This window comes from Cupriavidus necator A5-1 (genome assembly GCF_000744095.1).
GTDB lineage: Bacteria > Pseudomonadota > Gammaproteobacteria > Burkholderiales > Burkholderiaceae > Cupriavidus > Cupriavidus necator_A.
In genome coordinates this window covers 3,056,725-3,077,976 of record NZ_JQLI01000001.1, presented here as the reverse complement: position 1 = coordinate 3,077,976, position 21,252 = coordinate 3,056,725, and the positions used below count along the sequence as shown (strand labels likewise).

Sequence of the window (21,252 nt, the reverse complement as noted above, 5' to 3'; positions counted from 1 at the left end):
GTCAGTTGCGCTCCCTCAGGCCCTGTTCCAGGCATCGCTCCAGATGATGGATGTCATAGCCGCCTTGGGTGAAGCCAGGCTCGTCCATCAGTACCCGGTGCAGCGCCACGTTCGAGTCGATGCCGCCCAGCACGAGCTCATCCAGGGCCACACGCATGCGCGCGATCGCTTCCTCGCGCGTGGCGCCATGCGCCAGCAGCTTTGCGACCAGGGAGTCGTAGTTCGGTGGCACCGTATAGCCGGCATAGAGATGGGATTCCACGCGTATCCCGGGACCGCCAGGGGGAATCCACTCAGTGATGCGCCCGGGAGCCGGCGTGAACCGCCAGGGGTGCTCCGCGTTGATGCGGCATTCGATGGCATGCCCGCGGAACTGCACATCCTCCTGCCGGAAGGACAGTGGTTCGCCGCGTGCGACGCGCAATTGCTCGGCGACGATGTCGATCCCGGTGACGAGTTCGGTGACCGGATGCTCGACCTGCACCCGGGTGTTCATCTCGATGAAGAAGAAGGCGCCATCTTCGTAGAGAAACTCGAAGGTGCCGGCACCACGGTAGCCAATATGCCGGCACGCCCTGGCACATTGCTCACCGATCCTGGCGATCTCCTCGCGTGAAATGCCGGGTGCCGGGGATTCCTCGATGACCTTCTGGTGGCGTCTCTGCATCGAGCAGTCGCGTTCGCCCAACCAGACGGCATTGCCGTGCGCGTCCGCAAGCACCTGGATTTCGATATGCCGGGGATGCTCGAGGAACTTCTCGATATAGACCTCCGGGTTGTTGAAGGCCCGCCCGGCTTCCTCCCGGGTCATCGCGACCGCCTGCGCCAGCTCATTGGCGGCGCGCACGATGCGCATGCCGCGCCCACCGCCGCCACCTGCCGCCTTGACGATCAGGGGGTAGCCTACCTTGTCGGCGAGTGCAGCGGTTGCCTGCAAGTCATCCGTCAATACGCCTTCGGAGCCTGGAACGCAGGGGACACCGGCTTCGATCATGGCGCGCTTGGCGCTGATCTTGTCGCCCATGCGCCGGATCGACGCCGCGGTAGGCCCGATGAATACCAGCCCGGCCTTCTCCACGGCTTCGGCAAAGTCCGCGTTCTCCGACAGGAACCCATACCCGGGATGGACGGCCTCGGCCCCCGACAGCCTGGCTGCCAGCAGCAGTTCGTTCTGGTCCAGGTAACTGCGGCCGGCGGCCGCTGGTCCGATGCACAACGCCTGGTCGGCGAGGGCGACGTGGCGCAGGTTTGCATCGACTTCCGAGTGCACGGCAACCGTCCGGATGCCAAGCTTGCGGCAGGCCCTCAGTACCCGCAGCGCGATCTCGCCTCGATTGGCGATCAGCACCGTTTCAAACATCGCCGTCTCCCGCAGGCTCGATCGCAAAGAGCGGGGCGCCGGCTTCGACCGCTGCGCCATCCGCAGCCGCAACGCGGACCACCCGTCCCTTGAGATTGGCTTCCACGGCATTCAGCATTTTCATGGCCTCGATGATGGCAAGCTGCTGTCCTTCCTCGACCAGGTCACCGACCGCCACGAATGGCGGCTGACCCGGGGCAGGGGCGCAATAGAACATGCCGGCAAGCGGCGCTGATACGGTTTGTTCCTTCGGCGCGAGCTGGACGGGTAAAGCAGCATGGGCCAGTGCGGACGTGTCCTGCATTGGTGTCGCAAGCGCCGGAGATATTCCCGCAATCTCCGGGTGGCCCGAACGCACCAGCCGGACACGCCCTCCATCCTCGGCATACTTGAGCTCAGACAGCCTCGAACGCTCCAGGATGCCGATAAGTTGCTCAACAAACGCGATGTCCATCGACATGACCACCTCAGCTGAAGGACCGCACGGTGACACCAGCCTCCTCCAGCGTGCGCCGCACTTGCGCGGCCATGGCAATCGCACCCGGCGTATCGCTGTGCACGCAGATCGACTCGATCGGCGCGGGTACCAGCTTGCCGGAGATGGTTTCGATGGCGCCGGCGCGAACCATCCGCAGCATTCGTGCCGCGGCCTCCTGCGCGTCGTGCAGCACCGCACCAGGGACCTTGCGATGCACGAGGTGGCCCTCGTCGGTGTAGGCGCGGTCCGCAAACACTTCAGCGCACACGCGCAGGCCCATCTCCTTACCGATGCGCTCGAGATGCCCATTCGCGAACGTCAGGCAGACCAGCTTCGGATCAACCGCCTTGATCGCCCGTGCGATCGCGGTGGAGACCTCGGCGTCGGTCTGGGTCAGGTTGCCCAAGGCGCCGTGCGCCTTGACGTAGGTGATGGGATGGCCCGCATACGCGGAAAGGGCTTGGGCAGCGCCAATCTGGTAGGCGACCAGCCGCTCGATCTCGCCGGTGCTGAACGGAATGATGCGTCGCCCGAAGCCCCACAGGTCCGGGAAGCCGGGGTGGGCCCCCACCGCAACCCCGCGCTCCCTCGCCAGCGCGAAGGTCCTGGCCATGATCTCCGGGTCGCCGGCGTGCAAGCCGCAGGCGATATTGGCGGAGCTGACGATATTCAGGATGGCTTCGTCGTCGCCCATGCGATAGGCGCCGAAGCCCTCGCCCATGTCGGAGTTGAGGTCGACGCGCAAGGATGCTGCATTCTGCGTGGTCATGGTTGGCCCTGTATGTGGATGTGGTTGGAAGGCGGGAAGGGTGGCTTAGCTGCGTCGCGTCATCAGCGCGATGTTGCTGCGCAGGGACGCGCGTTCTTCGGCTTGCGCTTTCGAGGCGGCGATTGCCTGGTCCTGGTCGACGGTCGTGAATCGCACGCTGCAGCCCACAGGCGCTTGTGCAAGCCGCCAGAGGTCCGCCTCGATCACGGTGGCGATCTTCGGATAGCCGCCGCAGGTATTCGCTTCCGCGAGCTGGACGATGGGTTGTCCGGAGGGCGGGACCTGGATCGTTCCTGGCACGATGCCGTGCGAGAGTAGTTCCAGCGGCCGGTTCAGCGTCAGCGCTTCGCCGGCCAGGCGATAACCTTGCCGGTTCGCGTCGGGCGTGACCTTGTACTCAGTGGTGGTGAAGGCAGTTCTTGCCTCGTCGCTGAAATCCTCGTACTCGGCAGCGGGCACGGCCCGCACCGCGATGCACCCTTGGGACAGTTGCTGCCAGAAAGGGGGGATATCGTTGGGGATGAGGCCCAGGCCCGACGCCTGTAGCACCGGATTTGCCACGTTTCCGACCGGCAGTACGTCCCCGCGCCGCAGTCCACGCCCCTCCCAACCTCCGAATCCGCCCTTGAGGTCAGTGGAGCGAGAGCCCAGCACGGGTGCAACGTCAATGCCGCCCGAGAAGGCCAGGTACGCGCGCGCGCCCCGGCGGGGACGTTCGATAACCAGGACCTGGCCGGCCCTGGCGCGTCGGCCCCACCAGGGCGCCAACACGCTGTCGTCCAGGAGCAGGCGGCTGTCCGAGCCGGTACAAGCGAATACGGTGTCGGACTGAAAGCGCAGGCGGAACGGGAAGAGGCTGATCTCGATCCCGGCTTCGCCGTCGTGGTTGCCAACCAGTGCGTTGGCCAGCGACAGCGCCATGGCATCCATGGCGCCACTATGGCCAACCCCGATGCCAAGATGACCCGGCCTGCCCAGATCCTCGACGATGTTCGGCGTGCCGGTGGAGAGTACTTCAATCATGACTCGATTCCCTTAACCCGAAAATGCACCCGGTCCCGCGGAGCGAGCAGGCAAGGCACGCCGCGGCTCGGGTCGAACATGGTCAACTCCGTCAAGCCGATGAGATGCCACCCGGAGGGTGCAGTACAAGGCATCACCCCGGCCTGGCTGCCACCGATCGCCACGGATCCCTTCGCCACCTTCATCCGGGGTACCTGCAGGCGGGGCGTGGCGAGCCTGGCAGGCAGTCCTGTCAGGAAGGCAAAGCCAGGGTATGCGCCAATGCAGGCCACCGAGTAGACAGCGGCGCTGTGCAGGCTGACAAAGGCTTCGATGTCGAGGCCGGCGCCTGCGGCCAGGGCCGGCAAGTCTTCGCCGACATCCCCGCCATAGACCACGGGGATCTCGATATCCCGGCCCGCGCGCGCACTGACTTCCAGCGTCTCCCATAGTCCGGGCAGGCATTCACGAGCCTTGGCCGGATGCAGAAGCTCGGGGTCAAAGACGACAAGCAGGTTGTTGACGCCGGGAACGGTTTCCCGAATGCCATCAAGCACCTTGCCCGCCGAAAGCAGGGCAGAAAGCGCCCAGACGCGTTCCTGTGCCGCCGGGTCGAATTCACCGGCACAGGCGTCGAGAAGCAGTGCGCAGGTACCCGCCGCTTGAACCCTCAGCGTTCGCTGGGCGCCGCCTGCCATCGGCGGCGCTTGTTCCTCGACGGCCATCGTTGTGATATCCACTCGTACACTCCGTTTCGCTGCTGCCGGTATCAATCGAGCTTGATGCCGGCGTCGTCGATGACCTTCTTCCACTTGATGGTCTCGCTCTTCATCAGCGAACCCAGTTGCTCCGGAGTCCCGCCGGCGGGTTCCAGGCCCATCTCGAGCAGCTTGGCCCGGGTTTCCTTGTCGCGGAGGATTTCATCGATGGCCTGGTTGAGCTTCGCAACCACGTCCTTGGGCGTTCCTGCCGGCGCGACAAAGGCCTGCCAGAAGATCATCTCGAAGCCCTGCATGCCGGATTCGGATACGGTGGGCAGGTCGGGGTACTCGGCGGACCGCTTCGTGGTGGTGATGGCCAGGGCCTTGAGCTTGCCGGCCTTGACCAGCGGCATCGCTTCGGGCAGTAGCGCCATCATGATCTGCACCTGGCCGGCCATCAGGTCCTGGAGCGCAGGAGCGCCCCCCTTGTAAGGCACATGAACGACATTGGCGCCGGTGACCCGCTTGTAGAGCTCCATGCCGAGGTGGCTTGGCGTACCGTTGCCAGCCGATGCATAGCCCTCGCTGCCGGGCTTGCCCTTCAGGAACCTGAGCAGCTCCGCCATGGACTGCGCCGGTACCTTCGGGTTGACCACGACAACGCTGGGGATGGTCGTTGCCTGGATGATGGGCGCGAAGTCCTTGCTCGGGTCATACGAGAGCTTGCTGTACAGGCTCGGGTTGACCGAGAGCCCCGTCATCGTGGCCAACAGGATGTTGTAGCCGTCCGGTGCCGATTTCGCCACGAAGCTCGCGGCAATGGCCTCGCTGGCGCCAGGCCTGTTTTCCACGACAACGGGCTGGCCAAACTTCGCCGTCAGCTTGTGCCCGACCATGCGCGCAACCGCGTCCGTGGAGCCCCCCGCAGGATACGGAACGACGAGCCGGATCGGCTTGGTCGGGTAGTCGGCGGCGCTTGCGGTGGGGATGTTCGAGGCAAGCGTCAGGCAGGCAACCAGGCAGGTAGTGGCGAACTTCATGGCAGTCTTCCTTCATGGGGGCAAGAACAGATCGTGGGAACGGAACACGCAACAACGCTCGGAAGCAGGAGTGGTGCCGATACAAGTCTTGGCGTTGGCTATGGATAAGTAAATTTCGAAGTTCGTAGCATTTCCATACGCCCAGGCTATCGAATCTGCCTGGAACCTGCCGGTGCCCCGGGGGCTCCGCAGATGAAGCAATGTTGACCACTGTCCCGGCGCGTGGCAAACGGGTTTTTCGGACACGTTCTGATAAGAAATTTCTTTCAGAGTGACGGCTGGCGCGCCTCCCTGGTGCCGCCGCGCCTTAGTCTGGCGCGTAGGGTGGGGAAAGTGACTGCGAGAAGCTGTCAGCCGCGCCGCACGCCAGGGCAGCGACGATACTGATGGCCTCGGCGGCCTGGTTGTCGCGATAGCTGATGACGAAGCGCTGGTTCGGCAGCGATACGTCGCAAGGAATGATGCGCAGCAGTCCCGCTTCGATGTCATCGCGAACCGCTGCCGGCGGCATCAAGGCATTGGCGAACCCGTTCCGTACCAGCCGGACGATGGCGGCGATGGAGCCCACGCAATGAACGCGGCCAAAGGGCAGGCGAGCCTGCCGGTACAGTTCCTTCAGCGCGATATGCGGCTGGGAGCCTGCCGTCAACGTCACAACGGAGCCTTCGAGCAGTGACGGCAGTGGCTCGGTCCCATGCCTGTACGTGGCCGGTGGCCCGACCCAGCGCAGGGACATCGGCAGGCAGTGCGTGTTGACTATGCCGTCGCCGACCACGGCATCGGTCTGCAGCGCAATGTCGATCTCGCCGTCGCGCAGGCTTCTGTGCAGGCGCTCCGTGGACTCGCAACTGAGCTGTACCTCGATGCTCGGATACGATGACTGCAGCTCGTGGATGAAGTCGACCAGCCAGGTATGAACGACGGTCTCGACCGCTCCAATCCGGACCGGCCCGAGCAGCTTTGCGTCGCCTTGCCCGATGGCGATCATCTCCCGCTGGAGCTCGAGCATGCGCTCGCCATAGCTCAGCAGCCGCAGTCCAACCGGTGTGAGGCGTAGGTCGCGCGCGTCCCGGTCGAACAGGCGGGCGCCAAGCTCCTGCTCGAGTGCGCTGATCCGGCTGGATATGGCAGCTTGGGAGACGTGAAGTTTCTGCGCTGCCGCCCTGAAGCTGCCCAGCCTGACGACGCAAAGAAAGGCTTCCACGAAGCGCGTATTCATTGCGGAGCAAGCGTGCGAGCCTGAAGGGGCGGCCTTGCCCCGGCGTTGGCGCTCATGGCTTTACACCCGCGCCAGGAACCGGGCAATCCGCTCCCACATCGCGGGCGCGTTTGAGTACATCGGGAAATGCCCGCACAGCGGAATCTCCGCCAGTTCCACGCCATGGCTCTGGAGTTGCTTCAGGTAGGAAAGCGAGGCGTTCTGCTCTCCGTACATGAACATCTTCGGACAGGGCAAGCCCAGGAACTTTGTCATCAGGTCGGCGTTGTCGGACAGGTCGACCATCGATTCGAATATCCCCCGTACTGCGCCGGCGCGCACCTTGTGGCGCAGGCTTGCCGCATACAGCGGACTGGAGAAATACGGGGAATGCCAGGTACGTTCGATGAACTCGTCAAGGAAGTGATCCGCGTCCTCGCTGTGATGCGAGACGATCTGCCGGCTGAGGAAGCAATCTTCCGGGGCGACATTGCCCTCGATGTCGATGAAGCTCAGCACGCGCTCCGGTGCGCGGTGGGCGAGCATCAAGGCAGTCAGGCCGCCCATGGAATGACCGACCAGGTGAAACCTTTCTATGCCGAAGTGCTCGAGCGCTGCGAGCGCGGTTTCTACCAGGAAGGGAATCGAGATCCGGGACAGGTCCCGGCATTCCGTTTCGCCACAACCGGGCGCGTCATAGGCGAGCACTGCGCGATCTGCGAGTGCGCGATGTAGGACCACGTCCGCATAGTCTTCCTTGGTCGAGCCGAAGCCGTGCAGGAAGACCAGCGGAGGGTGCTTGCCGGGGCTATGGAGTGCGGACAGTTCGATGTCGGTTCCGCTGACTGACAGGTGGAGGCGTTCCTTGGTGAGAGTGCTTTGTGACACGCTGGCGAACTCCATGTTTGGGGCGAATAAGCGGTCGACCTGGTTGCTCCGACCGTCTGCCTGCTGGCGAACCTGTCGCGGGGCCGCCGGTTTGGAATTACCGTTTGTGTGCTCCCTCTCCCGCAAGCGGGGACGCAAGCGGGAGAGGGGAGCAAACCGGCAGGGTGCGTGCCTTAATCCCGCAGCGAAAGACAGAACTGCCGGATCGCCTCGCACGCCTGCCGCAGCGACTCGGTGTCGAGCGCATAGGCAATGCGGATATAGGGGCCCAGCCCAAAGGCACTGCCATGCACTACCGCCACATTGGCTTCATCCAGCAGCGCCCCTGCGACGTCCTCATCGGTACTGAGCAGCGTCCCGGCTGCCGTGCGCTTCCCTAGCAACCCCTCGCACGACGCAAACGCATAGAACGCGCCGCCAGGCACCAGGCATGACAACCCCGGCGTCTCATTGAGCATCCGGACCATCAGGTCGCGCCGCTCCTCGAAGACGGCACGCGACTCACGGATAAAGTCCTGCGGCCCCGTCAGCGCGGCCAGCGCGGCGTGCTGGGAGATGGAGCAGGTGCCCGAGGTCTGCTGCCCCTGGACCTTCTCCATGGCCTCCAGCAGCCAGCGCGGACCCGTGCCGAAGCCGATGCGCCAGCCGGTCATCGCGTACGCTTTGGAAACGCCGTTCATAGTCAGCGTGCGGGACGCGAGGCGCGGTTCGACCGCGGCCAGCGTATGGAAACGCGCCCCGTCGAACGTCAGGTGCTCATAGATATCGTCCGACAGCACCAGCACATGCGGGTGCGCCAGCAGCACCTCGGCGAGCGCGGCCAGTTCCTCCCGCGTATAGACGGCACCGGTGGGGTTGGACGGCGAGTTCAGGATGAGCCAGCGCGTCCTGGGGCTGATGGCGCGCGCGAGCGCGGCCGGGGTCAGCTTGAAGCCGACGTCGGCCCCGCACGACACAATCAGCGGCGTCGCGCCGGAAAGCTGGACCATCTCCGGGTAGCTGACCCAATAAGGCGCGGGAACGATGACCTCGTCGCCGGCGTTGAGCGTGGCCGACAAGGCGTTATAGATCACCTGCTTGCCGCCGGTGCAGACGATGGTGTCCTGCCAGCCGACGTCGAGGCCGTTGTCACGCTGGAACTTGGCGGCAACGGCTTCCCGCAGCGCGCGCATGCCTGCCACTTGCGTGTACCGGGTATGGCCGGCGCGGATCGCTGCGATGGCGGCATCGCACACAAGCGCCGGGGTGTCGAAGTCCGGCTCGCCGGCGCTCAGCGAAATGACTTTGGCACCGGAAGCCCGCTTTGCCGCCACCCGGTCCATCATCCGATAGGTTGCCGAGGCCTGGACGCTGGCCAGGTTGACGTTCAGGCGTTGGATGTCGAGCGCCGATTCAAACAGCGCTTTGTCTGCGGCGCTCATTTTGCTTCCTTGCTGTGGATGGCTTCGAATTCCTTGTCGTGCATCACTTCCTCCACGGGGCGGCCCGCGCGTACGGCCTGGACCATTCCGTCCTGGCGGCGGGCGATGCGCTCGCCCAGGTCCAGCACGTCTTTAATGCGCGCGGCCGCGACGAAGACCGTGCCACAGCGGTCCGCGATGACATAGTCGTCCTGGTTCACGACCACGCCGGCGAAGACCACAGGCTCCCCGGCGCCGAGCTGCACCACCCGGTTGCGCGCGCTGATCATGGTCACGCCGCGGCCAAAGACCGGATAGCCGATGGATTCGCTGCCTTCGATATCGCGGCTCAGGCCGTCGATGACGGAGCCGCGCACCTGCTTGGCGGTCGCCGCATTGGCGAGGATGTCGCCCCAGCAGGAGATGCCTTCGAGCCCGCCGGCGATCACCAGGATGCGGTCGTTGCTCTGGATCTGCGCGATGACGGGGGTGATCAGATGTGCCGTCGGCGCGGCATCGGTCTTGGCGCCGAGCTGGACGGTGCTCGCCCTGCCAACGATCCTGGGGCAGTCCCACAGGGGGCGGATCCCGTACGTTGCGCCGGGCAGGTTCAGGAAATCCAGCGCGTCCGATACCGTGTTGGTATCGAGTGTGGCAAGGCGGTCGAGCAGGGTTTGCGGGTGCATTCCGGCGTCCTCAGTGGTTGCTTGGTTTGCACTATCGGCGCTAGAGTTCGATATGTAAATTCCGAAGAACGTAAGCTTTTCATACGCCAAAGCTATCAAAGCCATGATCAACTTCAGACTGGTTCGGCATCTATGGTTGTTCCTGGCCGTTGCGGAGGAAGAGCACTTCGGCCGCGCCGCCAAGCGGCTGGGAATGTCCCAGCCGCCGCTGACCGAGCAGATCCAGGTCCTCGAGCACGCGCTGAAGGTAAAGCTCTTCGAGCGGTCCAGGCGCGGTGCAAAACTCACGCCCGCGGGCGCGGCGATATTGCCGGCGGTACGCAAGTTCGCCGAGCAACTGGAGCGGCTCGAGCTGGCGGTGCGCGAGGCCGTGCAGGGACAGAGCGGCCTGTTGACCATCGGCGCGATCTCGTCGGCGATGGTCGACACGCTGCCCCCGCTGATCGACCACCTGAAGGCGGAACACCCGCAGCTGACCGTATCGGTCAAGGAGATCGACAGCGTGGATGCGGTGCCCGCGCTGGAGCGAGGGGACGTAGACCTCGCGTTCGCCCGTCTTGAAGGCGACCTGGGGCCGTCCATCAAGTCCATCGCGCTGAAGCAGGACCGGCTCGCTGTCGCGCTGCCCAGGTCTCACCCTCTGGCAGAGATGCCGCGCATTCGGCTGGCATCGCTTGCGGATGAGGAGTTCGTGATGTTCTCCCGGCATGTGAGCCCGGTCTACTACGACAGCCTGATCGCGACCTGCAGGGCGGTCGGCTTCTCACCCCGCGTGCTTCACGAAGTACGAACCGTGTCGTCCCAGATTGCCTTTGTCGGCTGCGGACAAGGGATTGCACTCGTGCCGGCGTCGCTGAAGAAGGCCGCCTCCGACAACGTGGTGGTCAGGCCGCTGAAGGAAGCGGTCAATGTGGTCACGACGGCGATGGCGTGGTCGACCAGCCGCGAAAACCCGATGATCGAGGCGGCGATCGCTGCCCTGTCAGCGGGAAAAGTCGTGGAGCGAAGGCCGCGGCGTCGGGGTGCGGCAGCCTCCGCTGGCTGAATTGCCGGGGAACGTGGTCCTCAGGCAGGCCAGTTCAGGACGCCAGCGCCGCCGCCGTGGCGCTGAACGTCGCCACGCAATTGCGCCCGGAGCGCTTGGCCAGGTAGAGCGCCTCATCGCCGGCGCGCAGGAAGGCGCGCAGTTCGCCGAAGATTTCATCACTGCCCGCGCGGTTGTCGTCGGTCACCACGCCCACGCTGACCGTCAGCATCCCGTCGAGCCCCGCGGCGTTCGGGATCCGCAAGGCCTGGACCGCCGCGCGCACGGCTTCGGCGATCACGGCCGCACCGGCCGCATCGGTGTGGGGCAACAGGATCGCGAACTCTTCGCCGCCGTAGCGGCCCGCATAGTCGCCCGGGCGCCGCACGTGCCGCTGGATGCAGGCGCCCACCGCGGCTAGCGCGTCGTCGCCGGCCTGGTGCCCGTAGCGGTCGTTGAACTGCTTGAAGTGGTCGACGTCGAGCATCAGCAGCGACAGCGGCTGGCCGTGCCGCCGCGCGCGCCGCCATTCCACGTCGGCGGCGTCGTCGAGCGCGCGCCGGCTGCCCAGCCCGGTGAGGCCATCGGTGTTGACCATCCAGCGCAGGTGTTCTTCCATGTCGACGCGGCGGCGCCACTGGCGCGACAGCAGCACCGACAGCGCAATGATGGCCGCGTCCATGGCGCCGATCAGGGAGGCAAAAAGCCACGCGCGGCGATACCAGGGCGCCAGCACGTCGTCGGTGGCGCGCCCCACCACGACGATCAGCGGGAAGCCCGGGATACGCCTGAAGCTGTAGAGGCGCTGCACGCCGTCCACCGCGGCGACGCCGATAAACGAACCTTGCGTGCCATGCAGCAGCGGTGCGAACGAAGGGCTGGCGGAGATGTCGCGTCCGATCGAGGCCGCGTCATAGGGACGCCGCATGATTATTGGCCCGTCGGTGCGCAGCAGCGTCAAGGTGCCGCCCTCGCCAAGGCTCACGCCGTCGAACAGCTTGCGGAAGTAGTTCAGGCGCAAGGTGCCGACGACGATACCGGCGAAGCTGCCGTCCGGGTTGGAGAGCCGGCGGCTGATGCCGATGGACTTGTTCTCCGGCGTCAGGCGCGGCTGGAACGGCCGGCTCAGGAACAGGCCGGCGTCAGTGCCGTTGCGATGCGCCTGGAAGTAATCGCGATCGGCCACATTGACCGGACGCGGCGGCCACTGGTGCGAATCGAACATGAGGTTGCCGTTGGCATCGGTAACCAGCAACGAACCCATGTCTTCAGCGTTGATGGACCGGTCGAACAGCAGGCGCTGGCGCAGCCCCGGGGCCATCGCCATGATCGACGGATCGTGCAGGGCCTCGACCACCCCGCCAATGGCCAGTGCGTGGATCTGCAGGTTGCGCGTGATGCTGCGCTCCAGCGTCAGCGCCAGGTTGGCCGACGCTTCGCTGGCATTGTCCAGTGCATCCCGGCGCATCTGCAGCAGGGCCAGCCCGCCCAGGGCGGCGATCATGCATACGAGGACAAGGCTGGCGGCGACAATGAGGGACGCCGGGCGGTGAAAGGGTCTGCGAGCGAAAAAGTGGATCATGTGGCGCACGAAGGAGGCCCTTCTTCTTATATGCGCACATTGTAGTACCTGGCCACCGTTTCGAACGGCAGCGCGCCGTTCCGGCGAACCGTATCCGGCACTGGTTCGCCGTTCTCCCAGGACAAGCCGGCACTTAGTCCGCGCGAATATTGGAGTCCTTGACCACCTTTGCCCAGGTCGCCAGTTCCTGGTCGACAAACTTGCCCAGCTCCTGCGGCCCCATGTAGGCAGCGAAGGCGCCTTGCTCCTCGACCTTCTTCTTGTAGGCGTCGCTGGCCACGATCTTCTTCGCCTCCTGCGACAGCCGCTCGACCACGGCCGGCGGCGTGTTGGCCGGGGCGAACAGCGCGAACCAGGACTCCACCTCATAGCCCGGCAGGCCGGCTTCCGCGGTGGTCGGCACGTTGGGCAGCGAGGGATGGCGCTTCGGCCCGGCGTAGGCAAGCGCCTTGATCTTGCCGGCCTGCACATGGCCGATGACGCTCGGCGGCGTGGTGATGAACATATCGACCTGGCCGCTGATCAGGTCGGTGATGACCGGGCCGGCGCCCTTGTACGGCACGTGCGTCATCGGGACCTTGGTCTGCCGGCCAAACATCTCGCCGGCGATATGCTGGATCGAGCCATTGCCGGACGAGGCGTAGAACAGCCCCTTGCCATTCGACTTGCCATAGTCCACCAGCTCTTTCAACGACTTCGCCGGGAGCTTCGCGCTGACGGCAATGACATGCGGCGCGCGCATGACCAGGGCTACCGGTGCAAAGCCGGACGGCTTCCAGCGGATCTGCGGGAACAGCGCCGGATTGCCGACGTGGTAGCCGGAATACTGGAGCAGCAGCGTGTAGCCGTCCGGGGCGGCCCGTGCGACCGCCTCGGTGCCGATATTGCCGCTGGCGCCGGGCCGGTTGTCGACGACCACGGGCTGCCCCAGTGCGGCCTGGAGCTGTTCGCCAATCAGCCGCGCGACGATATCGGTCGAACCGGCCGGCGCGCTGGGCACGATCAGCGTGACCGGCTTGCTCGGGTATGCGCGGGCGCCGTACGCCGGTGCTGTGGCGACCATGGTGGCCATGGCCAGTAGGGTTGCTGCAGCGATATGGATTCGCTTCATGGTTGTGTCTCCTCGACCGACTTCTGCGGTACGTGTTGCCATTTCAGGTCTGTAGCCTCCGGCGCAAGGCCGGACGCCGTTTGCGGTGGCCGCCTCAGTCGACCAGTTCCGAAATCTCGATCAGGTTCAGGTCCGGGTCGCGTACGTAGACCGAGCGGATCTTCTGCGTGGCGCCGGTGCGCGCCACCGGGCCTTCAACGATCGGCCACTGGCAGCGCTGCAAATGCGCGATCACCTCGTCGAGCGGAACCGACGCGATAAAGCACAGGTCGAGCGCGCCGGGCACGGGAAGGTGGGCCTTGGGCTCGAATTCGGCACCACGCTGGTGGAGATTGATCTTCTGGTTGCCGAAGCGGAAAGCCAGGCGGCCGTTGCCAAAGGTTTCCAGCTTCATCTGCATGACTTCCGTGTAGAAGTGCCGCGTGGCTTCCACGTCGACGCAGGTCAGGACAAGATGATCGAGATGGTCGATAAGGGACATGATCGTTTCCTCGTGGGATGGTCTAGGCTGCTGGCGTGCGGAAGGCCTTCTGCTCAGGCACGGCATCCGCGGCCGGCATCGGATGCAGGTCGAGGCGGCGGCCTGCCTTGAGCAGTTGGCTCGGGACGTCGTGGCCGATCAGGCCGGGCAGCCGGGCGGAGGCGTCCAGGATCCTCGCCAGGTCGACGCCGGTGTCATAGCCATCCAGCTCAAGCATGTGGACCAGTTCCTCGGTGCAGACGTTGCCGGTCGCGCCCGGCGCATAGGGGCAACCGCCGAGGCCACCAAGCGAAGCGTCGAAGCGGTCGATACCCTGGTCCAGCGCGGCCAGCGTGTTGGCAAGCGCGAGTCCGCGGGTATTGTGGAAATGCAGCGTCAGTTCGAGCCCCGGGAATTGCCGGCGCGCGGCCGCGCACAGCGTGCCGACTTGCGACGGAAAGGCCATGCCGGTGGTGTCGCACAGCGTCACGCCGTGTACCCCCAGGTCCGCGAAGCGTTGCATCCAGCCGAGCACCTGCTCCAGCGGCACGTCGCCCTCCATCGGGCAGCCCATCGCCGTCGACAAGGACACATTGATCGCGGTCGGCGTTTCACGCACCACCCGGATCACGTCCGCGAGCTGCGCGAACGACTGCTCGCGCGACATGCGCAGATTGGTGCGGTTGTGGCTTTCGCTGACCGACATGACCAGGTTGACCTCGTCGACCTGGCAGGACAGCGCGCGTTCGGCGCCGCGCACATTGGGGACGAGCACGGTGTAGACCACGCCCTCGCGCCGGGCAATGCGATGCATGACGGCTTCTGCATCGCGCAGCGCCGGGATCGCCTTGGGCGAGGTGAAGGAGGTCACTTCGATCTTGGCGTAGCCGCACGCGCTCAGGTCGTCGATCAGGGCGACCTTGTCGTCGGTTTCGACAAACCGGGCCTCGTTCTGGAAGCCATCGCGTGTGGCGACTTCCTGGATATGTACTCGCTTGGCATGCATGCCGGTCTCCTTGTCAGATGATGCCCGCGGCGCGCCAGGCGGCGCGTTGCGCGGTGCCGATGCCCAGGCCCGCGAGCACTTCGTCGGTGTGCTGGCCGAGCGTGGGCGCGGGGTTTGGCAGTTCGCCGGGGGTATCGCTCAGCTTCGGGACGATGCCCGGCAGCTGGACGGGTGTGCCGTCGGGCAGTTGCGCGTCGAGGATCATGTCGCGCGCACGGTAGTGGGGATCGGCGGCGATATCGGCGATGTCGTAGATCCTGCCGGCGGGGATGCGCGCGGCATTGAGCGCGTCCAGCGCCTCGTCCAGGCTGCGTTGTGCCGCCCATTCGCCGATGGCGGCGTCGAGCCTGCCGACCTGGGCGACCCGGCCATCGTTGTGCGCCAGCGCGGGATCGTCGCGCAGGTCGGGCCGGCCGATCATGTCCATCAGCCGCCGGAAGATGCCATCGCCATTGCCGGCAACCAGCACGTACTTGCCGTCGGCGCAGCGATAGGCATTGGTGGGCGCAATGCCCGGCAGGCTGCTGCCCGCCGGCTCGCGCACGGCGCCGAATACCGAGTATTCCGGCAGCAGGCTTTCCATCATGTTGAAGACCGACTCGTACAGGGCGACGTCGACGACCTGGCCCTTGCCGTCGTTCTGCTCGCGGTGGCGCAGCGCCAGCAGCACCCCGATCACGCCATGCAGGGCGGACAGCGAGTCACCGATGGAAACCCCCACGCGCACCGGCGTGCGGCCCGGCTCGCCGCTCAGGTGGCGCAGCCCGCCCATCGCCTCGCCGATGACACCGAAGCCGGGACGGTCCCGGTAAGGGCCGCTTTGGCCGTAGCCGGAAACCCGCAGCATCACCAGGCCCGGATTGAGCGCCTGCAGCCGGTCCCAGCCCAGGCCCCAGCCTTCCAGCGTGCCGGGGCGGAAGTTTTCGATCAGCACATCGCATTGCGCCGCGAGCTGGCGCGCGACGTCCTGGCCTTCCGGGGTGCGCAGGTCCAGCGTGACGGACTGCTTGTCGCGCGACTGCGCTTCCCACCAGACCGAAGTCCCCTCGTGCAACATCCGCCATTTGCGCAGCGGATCGCCGGTCCCCGGCGGTTCGACCTTGATGACTTCCGCACCGAATGCGGCCAGCATGCGTGCCGCAAACGGCCCTGCAATCAGCTGTCCCAGTTCCAGGACGCGTATGCCTGCAAGGGGCTTTGACTTCGTTCGTTCCATGACCATGGCTCCCACTGTGTGCAGGCGATATTGGGTCAAAAACCGGCGCTTGATAATCAATGGTTTTTCAACCAACCTTTCCTGTGGGGAAAGGGAGGGGCCGTCATTCTGACGCTGGCTCCTGATTGACAAGCCAAAAGCGCTTCACTAGCCTTTCCGGAATTTCAATGCTGCTGGCTGCCTCGGCCACGGCAACGGGCTCCTGCATGGAGCGAAGGCCATCCATGATCAATCCCGCCCATTTCGATCTCCAGTCGCTTCGCATCTTCCTGCTGGTGGCCCAGACCGGCGGCCTGACCCAGGCCGCGAACAAGTCCCACATGACGCTGTCGGCGCTGAGCAAGCGGATCGCCGACCTGGAGCGCACGGTCGATTGCGCACTATTCCTGCGCGTTCGGCGGGGGCTGGAACTCACGCCCGCGGGGCATGAGCTGGTTCACCATGCGCGCAGCGTGCTCGACCAGGTCAACCGGATGGCGGGCGACATGAGCGACTTCGCCATCGGCGTGCGCGGGCACGTCAAGGTCTGGGCCAATACCTCAGCTGTGATCCAGTTCCTGCCCGGCGATATCGCGGCCTTCCTGGCCGCGCAGCCCATGATCCGCATCAGCCTGGAAGAGCGCCTGAGCCAGGACGTGGTGGCGGCACTGGTTTCCGGCGAAACCGATCTCGGCGTCTTTGCCGACAACGTGCCCGCGTATGACATCGAGAAATTCGCCTACCGGCATGACCGCCTGGTCGTGCTGGTGCCTAGCGGCCACCCGCTGGCGACACGGTCCGAGGTGAGCTTCGAGGAGACCCTCGAGCATGACTATGTCGGGCTTAACCAGGGCAGCTCGCTGCTGCAGCGCCTGACCGATGCCGCCTCCGCACTGGACAAGGTCGTGCGGCTGCGGATCCAGGTCAGCAGCTTCGATGCCATCTGCCGGATGATCGAGGCCGGGCTGGGGATCGGGGTGTTGCCGGATGGCGCGGTGCGGCCGGAGCTGTTGGGCGCCGGCCTGCAAGCGATCTACCTGTCCGACGCCTGGGCGTCGCGCACCCTGTGGCTGGGGGTGAAGACGGAAGCAGGACTGCTGCCCGAGGCGAAGAAGCTGCTTGACCACCTGCGCGCGGCGGGGGCGTAGCGCATCACACACAGTCCTTCAGTCACGCGCATCGGCCTGCAGCGCGGCAAGGAATGACGATACCAGCGCGCTGTCGTCGTCCTTGCGCGTGACCGCGACAATGGTCGCCGTGCCCTTGAGCCCCGTGATCGGGACAAAGGCAATGTCGGAGCGGTTGCCATCGGCCACCGAATGCCCGACCAGCGTAAAGCCCAGGCCGGCCGCCACCAGGCCGAGCGCGGTGTGGATCTCGATCGCCTCGTGTCCGGCCACGCACCCCACGCCGGCATCGCGCAGCAGCGCCATCATGTGCGCCGCGAAGCCGCTCTGCGGGTCCTTCGGATACCGGATCAGCGACATCCCGTTCAGCTCCTCCGCACGTATCATCTTGCGCTTGCCCAGGCTGCTGCTGGCAGGCACGGCGGCGATGAAGGGATCATGGAACAGCGGCGTGTACACCAGGTCCGGCGCCTGTTCGAAGACCCCGACGTAGCGCGAGATGCCGATATCGATGCGCCCGCGCCTCAGTTGCTCCGGCTGGTGCTCAGACAGCAGCTCAAGCAGGTCGACCTGCACGTTCGGCCGCGCCGCGCGGAAGCGCCGCACCGCCGCCGGCAGGATGCTGAAGATCGCCGAGCGGGTAAACCCGATGCCGAGCCAGCCGCCGCTGCCCGCCGCAACGGCGCGCGTTTCCTCCTCCAGCCTGCCCAGCATGGTTAGCACATCCCTAGCCCGTGGATAGAGAAAACGGCCAACCGCCGTCAGCGTCATGGGCCGGTGCGTGCGGTCGAACAGGGGCGCGCCAACGCTTTCCTCCAGCTGCGCAAGCTGCATGCTGATCGCCGTCGGCGCGACGAAGAGCCGCTTCGCCGCCTCGGCTGCGCTGCCGGCGTCGACCACCTCGCAGAAGTAGCGGAGCTGCCTTTGGTTCATTTTTAATGAAGTTATATCCAAAAAACGATGTTTGATCTCGTCATCACTTTACTCGAAACTCCATTGCATCAACACAAGGAGTGAGCGATGACGCAGGAGACACAAGCCGACTGGATCGAAGCAGCCAAGGCACTGACCACCGCGGAGGTTTCCGACGCGTTGGACTTTTTCCGGCTGCCCGGCAGCGCGCACGGCATCGGGCGCATTGCGGGCGCAGGCAAGCTGTTCGGCCAGGCCTATACCGTGCGCTATGCGCCGGTGGATACGGCAGCACCCGGCAGCGTCGGCGACTACCTCGATGAAGTGTCAGCCGGCGCCGTCGTGGTGCTCGACAACGGCGGCCGCACCGACTGCACCGTCTGGGGCGGCATCCTCAGCGCGCTGTCCGCGCATCGTGGCATCGCAGGTACGGTCATCAATGGCGTGTGCCGCGACACCGAGGAGGCCGAGCAGGCCAATTACCGTCTTTATGCCCGAGGCCGATTCATGCGCACCGGCAAGGACCGGGTGCAGGTGGAAGCGGTGCGCGTACCGGTGAGTCTTGGCGACGTCCGGGTTTGCGCCGGCGATTTTGTCATCGGCGATGCCGACGGCATCGTCGTGGTGCCACAAGGCAGGGCGGAGGAAGTGTTCCGAAAGGCGCTGGCCACGCGCGCCGCGGAAGAGAAGATCCTGGCGGCGGCACTGGCCGGCGCAACGCTGTCGGACGCCCGTCGCCAGCACGGCTACCACACGCTGCAACGCGCCGCCGGCTAAGGCGGCCTTCGGGCCAAAGCCGGCAGTCCGACCGGCGAACCGGCCCGATCCACGGAGACAAACGATGTCCAACAATTTCAAGGCCCGCGCTGCAGTGCGTGCGGACCGCCGTAAGTTCGATGTGCTGTGCGGCGCCATCCTTTGCGCCACGCTTGCCAGCGTTGCGACGGCCGAAGCCGCCTACCCGTGCCCGACCGTCCGGCTGGTCTCTCCCTATCCTCCGGGCGGCACCACCGACATCCTGGCGCGCATCGTGGCGCCCGGATTGTCCAAGGGTCTTGCCACCACGGTGATCGTCGACAACAAAGGCGGAGCCAGCAGCAATATCGGCACCGAGTTCGTCGCCCGCGCCAAGGCGGACGGTTGCACGGTATTGCTGGGCAATAACACCGGCATCGTGATCAACCGCAATCTCTACAAGCTGAAGATCGACCCGGTCAAGGACCTGGCGCCCGTGGGCATGGTTGCCTCCGTGCCGCTGGTGCTGTATGTCAACCAGTCCGTTCCTGCGAAGACTGCGCCGCAACTGGTCGAGCTGGTCAAGTCGGCGCCGGGCAAGTACAGCTATGCCTCCGGCGGCAGCGGCAGCCCGCAGCATCTGGCCGGCGAGCTTATGAAGCTCGACAAGCACCTCGACATGCTGCACGTGCCATACCGTGGCCAGGGCCCTGCGCTCAGCGATGTGCTGGCGGGCCAGGTGCCGATTGCTTTCGATACCACCACGGCACTCGCGCCGCAGCTCAGGTCCGGGCGCATCCGCCCGCTGGCGACCACCGGCGCCCAGCGTGCCAGGACGCTGCCTGACCTGCCGACCATGCAGGAGATCGGCTTCCCCAACTTCGTGATCGAGAACTGGTACGGGCTGTTTGTCCCTGCCGAGACCCCGAAGGCATTGGTCGACCGGCTTAACGCCGAACTCAACCGCGTGCTGCACGACGCAAGCGTGGCATCGAAGCTCGCCGAGCTGGGCTCGCGCGATGTCAGCGGCCCGGTAGCGCAGTTCCGGTCCTTTATCGGCAAGGAGCTGCCGCTGTGGGAGTCGATCGTCAAGCGCTCAGGCGCCACCGTCGACTAAGCGCGCTTCGTACTTCTCTCTGCCATCGCTTCTCTCTGCCATCGCTTCGCTATTCCATCACCTACATCGCCATGATCCATTCCGCGACGCCACAGCAACTCGAACGCCTGAAGGCCTTCGGCACCGCAACCCTGCACGAAGCGCAAGGCCAGAAGGGCGCGCTGGACGGCGGCCTGAAGCCGCTGGACCCGACGCTCAGGATGGCCGGGCCCGCGCTCACCGTGGACCTGCGTCCCGGCGACAACCTGATGGTCCACTATGCGCTGACCAAGGCGCGTCCCGGCGACGTGCTGGTGCTCGACGCCAAGGGCTTTACCGAAGCGGGCCCGTGGGGCGATGTGCTGACTTTGGCGGCACAGCAGGTCGGCCTGGCGGGGCTCATCAGCAACGGCGCCGTGCGCGATGGCAGCGCCATTATCGAGATGGGCTTCCCGGTGTTCTGCCGTGGCCTGTCGATCAAAGGCACCAACAAGAACCAGCCCGGCAGGGTGAATGTGCCGGTGTGCGTGGGCGGAGTATCGATCGCGCCCGGCGATATTGTTGTCGGAGACCGCGACGGACTCGTGGTGGTTGCCGCCGGCGAGGTTGAAACCGTGCTGGCAAAAAGTGCCGAGCGGGAAGAGAGGGAAGACTGGATGCGCGAGCAACTGGTACAAGGCAAGACCATGGTCGAGTTGCTGGGGCTTGCCGGGACGCTGGAGCGCTTCGGGCTTAGCTGACAGGCGGTCCGACGCCAGATTGCTTGCCGCTCTCCCGCAAGCGGGAGAGGGGAGAAAACCGCCCACGTTGTGAGATAATCGAGGCCTGTTATTTGCCAGCCGCGCCAGTTTATCGGCGCGCTGGATCGGCAATCGAAATAGGGCGGTCAATCAATGGAACCGAAATTCTATCGCGGGTGGCATCTCGCAAAAACGGATCTGGAGCACAAGGCCACGGAATTCGAGTGGTCCCTGATCCGATTTAATGAGGCATTTTCCCGTTTTGTTCTTTCCACGGGGATGGTTACGATTGCTGCCGATGTGGATATCAAATACGAGGAGCACGTCATTCTCCACGTCATCAGAATGCAGGATCGGCCGAAGAATAGTGCCACCATTGCCCGCCTGATGAATCGCGATGATATTCCGAACATCCAGTACAGCTTGCGCAAGCTCGAGACAGCAGGATTGATCGAGAAGCAGAGGGACAAGAACAGCAAGACCTATTCGTACACTGTCAGTGAACTGGGAGTAAAGCTGACGGACGAGTATTACAAGGTCAGGGCCGAGATTCTGGTAAAACGGCTGGAAGAAATCAGTGAGGTTTCAGAGAAATTTGAAAAGGCGTCACGTTTCCTTTCGCTGCTGACTGGTATCTATGAGGAAGCGGCGCGCGATTCGGCGACGATCACGCCGTTGCGAGATGACGAGCCTGGTGAGCCAGGTACCGACAGCTGATGCTGAGGGAAATCAGGCCGGTCCC

At 65.1% G+C, this 21,252-nt stretch carries 22 protein-coding genes; 6 read left to right on the top strand and 16 right to left on the bottom strand.

Annotation, left to right across the window (positions count from 1 at the left end; genetic code table 11):
* Nucleotide 1: 1 nt before the first annotated feature.
* The 10 genes from accC to K307_RS13615 form a co-directional block, all read right to left on the bottom strand.
* Complete coding sequence (gene accC, locus K307_RS13660) at nucleotides 2-1,360, bottom strand: acetyl-CoA carboxylase biotin carboxylase subunit (protein ID WP_042878881.1); 1,359 nt, start codon at nucleotides 1,358-1,360, stop codon at nucleotides 2-4.
* Nucleotides 1,353-1,820, bottom strand: a complete 468-nt coding sequence (locus K307_RS13655) for an acetyl-CoA carboxylase biotin carboxyl carrier protein (RefSeq protein ID WP_155301145.1) — start codon at nucleotides 1,818-1,820, stop codon at nucleotides 1,353-1,355. The genes accC and K307_RS13655 overlap by 8 nt, the downstream gene beginning before the upstream one ends.
* A 7-nt stretch (nucleotides 1,821-1,827) precedes the next feature.
* The gene (locus K307_RS13650) at nucleotides 1,828-2,607 is read right to left on the bottom strand and encodes a LamB/YcsF family protein (protein WP_042878879.1); all 780 of its coding nucleotides are present in this window, start codon (nucleotides 2,605-2,607) and stop codon (nucleotides 1,828-1,830) included.
* Between the two features lie 45 nt (nucleotides 2,608-2,652).
* The gene (locus K307_RS13645; RefSeq protein WP_042878878.1) at nucleotides 2,653-3,630 is read right to left on the bottom strand and encodes a biotin-dependent carboxyltransferase family protein; all 978 of its coding nucleotides are present in this window, start codon (nucleotides 3,628-3,630) and stop codon (nucleotides 2,653-2,655) included.
* Nucleotides 3,627-4,349, bottom strand: coding sequence for a 5-oxoprolinase subunit PxpB (pxpB, locus tag K307_RS13640; protein ID WP_230625659.1), 723 nt, complete (start codon nucleotides 4,347-4,349; stop codon nucleotides 3,627-3,629). The genes K307_RS13645 and pxpB overlap by 4 nt, the downstream gene beginning before the upstream one ends.
* A 29-nt stretch (nucleotides 4,350-4,378) precedes the next feature.
* On the bottom strand, nucleotides 4,379-5,350 hold the full coding sequence (locus K307_RS13635) for a Bug family tripartite tricarboxylate transporter substrate binding protein (RefSeq protein WP_051974870.1): 972 nt from the start codon (nucleotides 5,348-5,350) through the stop codon (nucleotides 4,379-4,381).
* Nucleotides 5,351-5,657: 307 nt separating this feature from the next.
* Nucleotides 5,658-6,569: a LysR family transcriptional regulator gene (locus tag K307_RS13630; RefSeq protein WP_042878877.1), complete on the bottom strand. Its 912-nt coding sequence runs from the start codon at nucleotides 6,567-6,569 to the stop codon at nucleotides 5,658-5,660.
* Between the two features lie 60 nt (nucleotides 6,570-6,629).
* Nucleotides 6,630-7,451, bottom strand: coding sequence for an alpha/beta fold hydrolase (locus K307_RS13625; protein ID WP_051974869.1), 822 nt, complete (start codon nucleotides 7,449-7,451; stop codon nucleotides 6,630-6,632).
* A 158-nt stretch (nucleotides 7,452-7,609) separates the two neighbouring features.
* Nucleotides 7,610-8,857, bottom strand: a complete 1,248-nt coding sequence (locus K307_RS13620; RefSeq protein ID WP_042878875.1) for a pyridoxal phosphate-dependent aminotransferase — start codon at nucleotides 8,855-8,857, stop codon at nucleotides 7,610-7,612.
* The gene (locus K307_RS13615) at nucleotides 8,854-9,522 is read right to left on the bottom strand and encodes an RraA family protein (RefSeq protein ID WP_042878874.1); all 669 of its coding nucleotides are present in this window, start codon (nucleotides 9,520-9,522) and stop codon (nucleotides 8,854-8,856) included. Before K307_RS13615 ends, K307_RS13620 begins: the two co-directional genes overlap by 4 nt.
* 103 nt (nucleotides 9,523-9,625) lie before the next feature.
* Here K307_RS13615 and K307_RS13610 point away from each other — a divergent pair, with 103 nt between their 5' ends.
* On the top strand, nucleotides 9,626-10,567 hold the full coding sequence (locus K307_RS13610; protein WP_042878873.1) for a LysR family transcriptional regulator: 942 nt from the start codon (nucleotides 9,626-9,628) through the stop codon (nucleotides 10,565-10,567).
* 34 nt (nucleotides 10,568-10,601) lie between these two features.
* Here K307_RS13610 and K307_RS13605 read toward each other — a convergent pair whose 3' ends face one another.
* The 5 genes from K307_RS13605 to K307_RS13585 all read right to left on the bottom strand — a co-directional run bounded on the left by K307_RS13605 (nucleotide 10,602) and on the right by K307_RS13585 (nucleotide 15,921).
* On the bottom strand, nucleotides 10,602-12,050 hold the full coding sequence (locus K307_RS13605) for a sensor domain-containing diguanylate cyclase (RefSeq protein ID WP_230625658.1): 1,449 nt from the start codon (nucleotides 12,048-12,050) through the stop codon (nucleotides 10,602-10,604).
* Nucleotides 12,051-12,261: 211 nt separating this feature from the next.
* Entirely contained in the window at nucleotides 12,262-13,239 is a 978-nt protein-coding gene (locus tag K307_RS13600) for a Bug family tripartite tricarboxylate transporter substrate binding protein (protein ID WP_042878871.1), read from the bottom strand.
* Nucleotides 13,240-13,333: 94 nt separating this feature from the next.
* Nucleotides 13,334-13,720 carry a VOC family protein gene (locus K307_RS13595; protein ID WP_042878870.1) on the bottom strand — a complete coding sequence of 129 codons (387 nt, stop codon included), beginning with the start codon at nucleotides 13,718-13,720 and terminating at the stop codon, nucleotides 13,334-13,336.
* 22 nt (nucleotides 13,721-13,742) lie between these two features.
* Nucleotides 13,743-14,705: a hydroxymethylglutaryl-CoA lyase gene (locus K307_RS13590; RefSeq protein WP_042878869.1), complete on the bottom strand. Its 963-nt coding sequence runs from the start codon at nucleotides 14,703-14,705 to the stop codon at nucleotides 13,743-13,745.
* Nucleotides 14,706-14,718: 13 nt separating this feature from the next.
* The gene (locus tag K307_RS13585) at nucleotides 14,719-15,921 is read right to left on the bottom strand and encodes a CaiB/BaiF CoA transferase family protein (protein ID WP_042881986.1); all 1,203 of its coding nucleotides are present in this window, start codon (nucleotides 15,919-15,921) and stop codon (nucleotides 14,719-14,721) included.
* A 224-nt stretch (nucleotides 15,922-16,145) separates the two neighbouring features.
* On the opposite strand from K307_RS13585, the gene K307_RS13580 reads away from it, so the two are divergent.
* A complete protein-coding gene (locus K307_RS13580) occupies nucleotides 16,146-17,048 on the top strand; it encodes a LysR family transcriptional regulator (RefSeq protein WP_042878867.1) in 903 nt (300 codons plus the stop codon).
* An 18-nt stretch (nucleotides 17,049-17,066) separates the two neighbouring features.
* Here K307_RS13580 and K307_RS13575 read toward each other — a convergent pair whose 3' ends face one another.
* On the bottom strand, nucleotides 17,067-17,960 hold the full coding sequence (locus tag K307_RS13575) for a LysR family transcriptional regulator (protein ID WP_042878866.1): 894 nt from the start codon (nucleotides 17,958-17,960) through the stop codon (nucleotides 17,067-17,069).
* An 87-nt stretch (nucleotides 17,961-18,047) separates the two neighbouring features.
* Between K307_RS13575 and K307_RS13570 the strand changes: the two genes are divergently transcribed.
* From K307_RS13570 to K307_RS13555, 4 genes are all read left to right on the top strand, one after another.
* Nucleotides 18,048-18,716 (top strand): RraA family protein, encoded by a 669-nt coding sequence (locus tag K307_RS13570; RefSeq protein WP_051974867.1) that lies wholly within the window; start codon nucleotides 18,048-18,050, stop codon nucleotides 18,714-18,716.
* Nucleotides 18,717-18,780: 64 nt separating this feature from the next.
* On the top strand, nucleotides 18,781-19,791 hold the full coding sequence (locus tag K307_RS13565; protein WP_042878865.1) for a Bug family tripartite tricarboxylate transporter substrate binding protein: 1,011 nt from the start codon (nucleotides 18,781-18,783) through the stop codon (nucleotides 19,789-19,791).
* Nucleotides 19,792-19,862: 71 nt separating this feature from the next.
* Nucleotides 19,863-20,510, top strand: a complete 648-nt coding sequence (locus K307_RS13560; RefSeq protein WP_042878864.1) for a 4-carboxy-4-hydroxy-2-oxoadipate aldolase/oxaloacetate decarboxylase — start codon at nucleotides 19,863-19,865, stop codon at nucleotides 20,508-20,510.
* A 153-nt stretch (nucleotides 20,511-20,663) separates the two neighbouring features.
* Nucleotides 20,664-21,227: a winged helix DNA-binding protein gene (locus K307_RS13555; RefSeq protein WP_042878862.1), complete on the top strand. Its 564-nt coding sequence runs from the start codon at nucleotides 20,664-20,666 to the stop codon at nucleotides 21,225-21,227.
* Nucleotides 21,228-21,252: the final 25 nt, after the last annotated feature.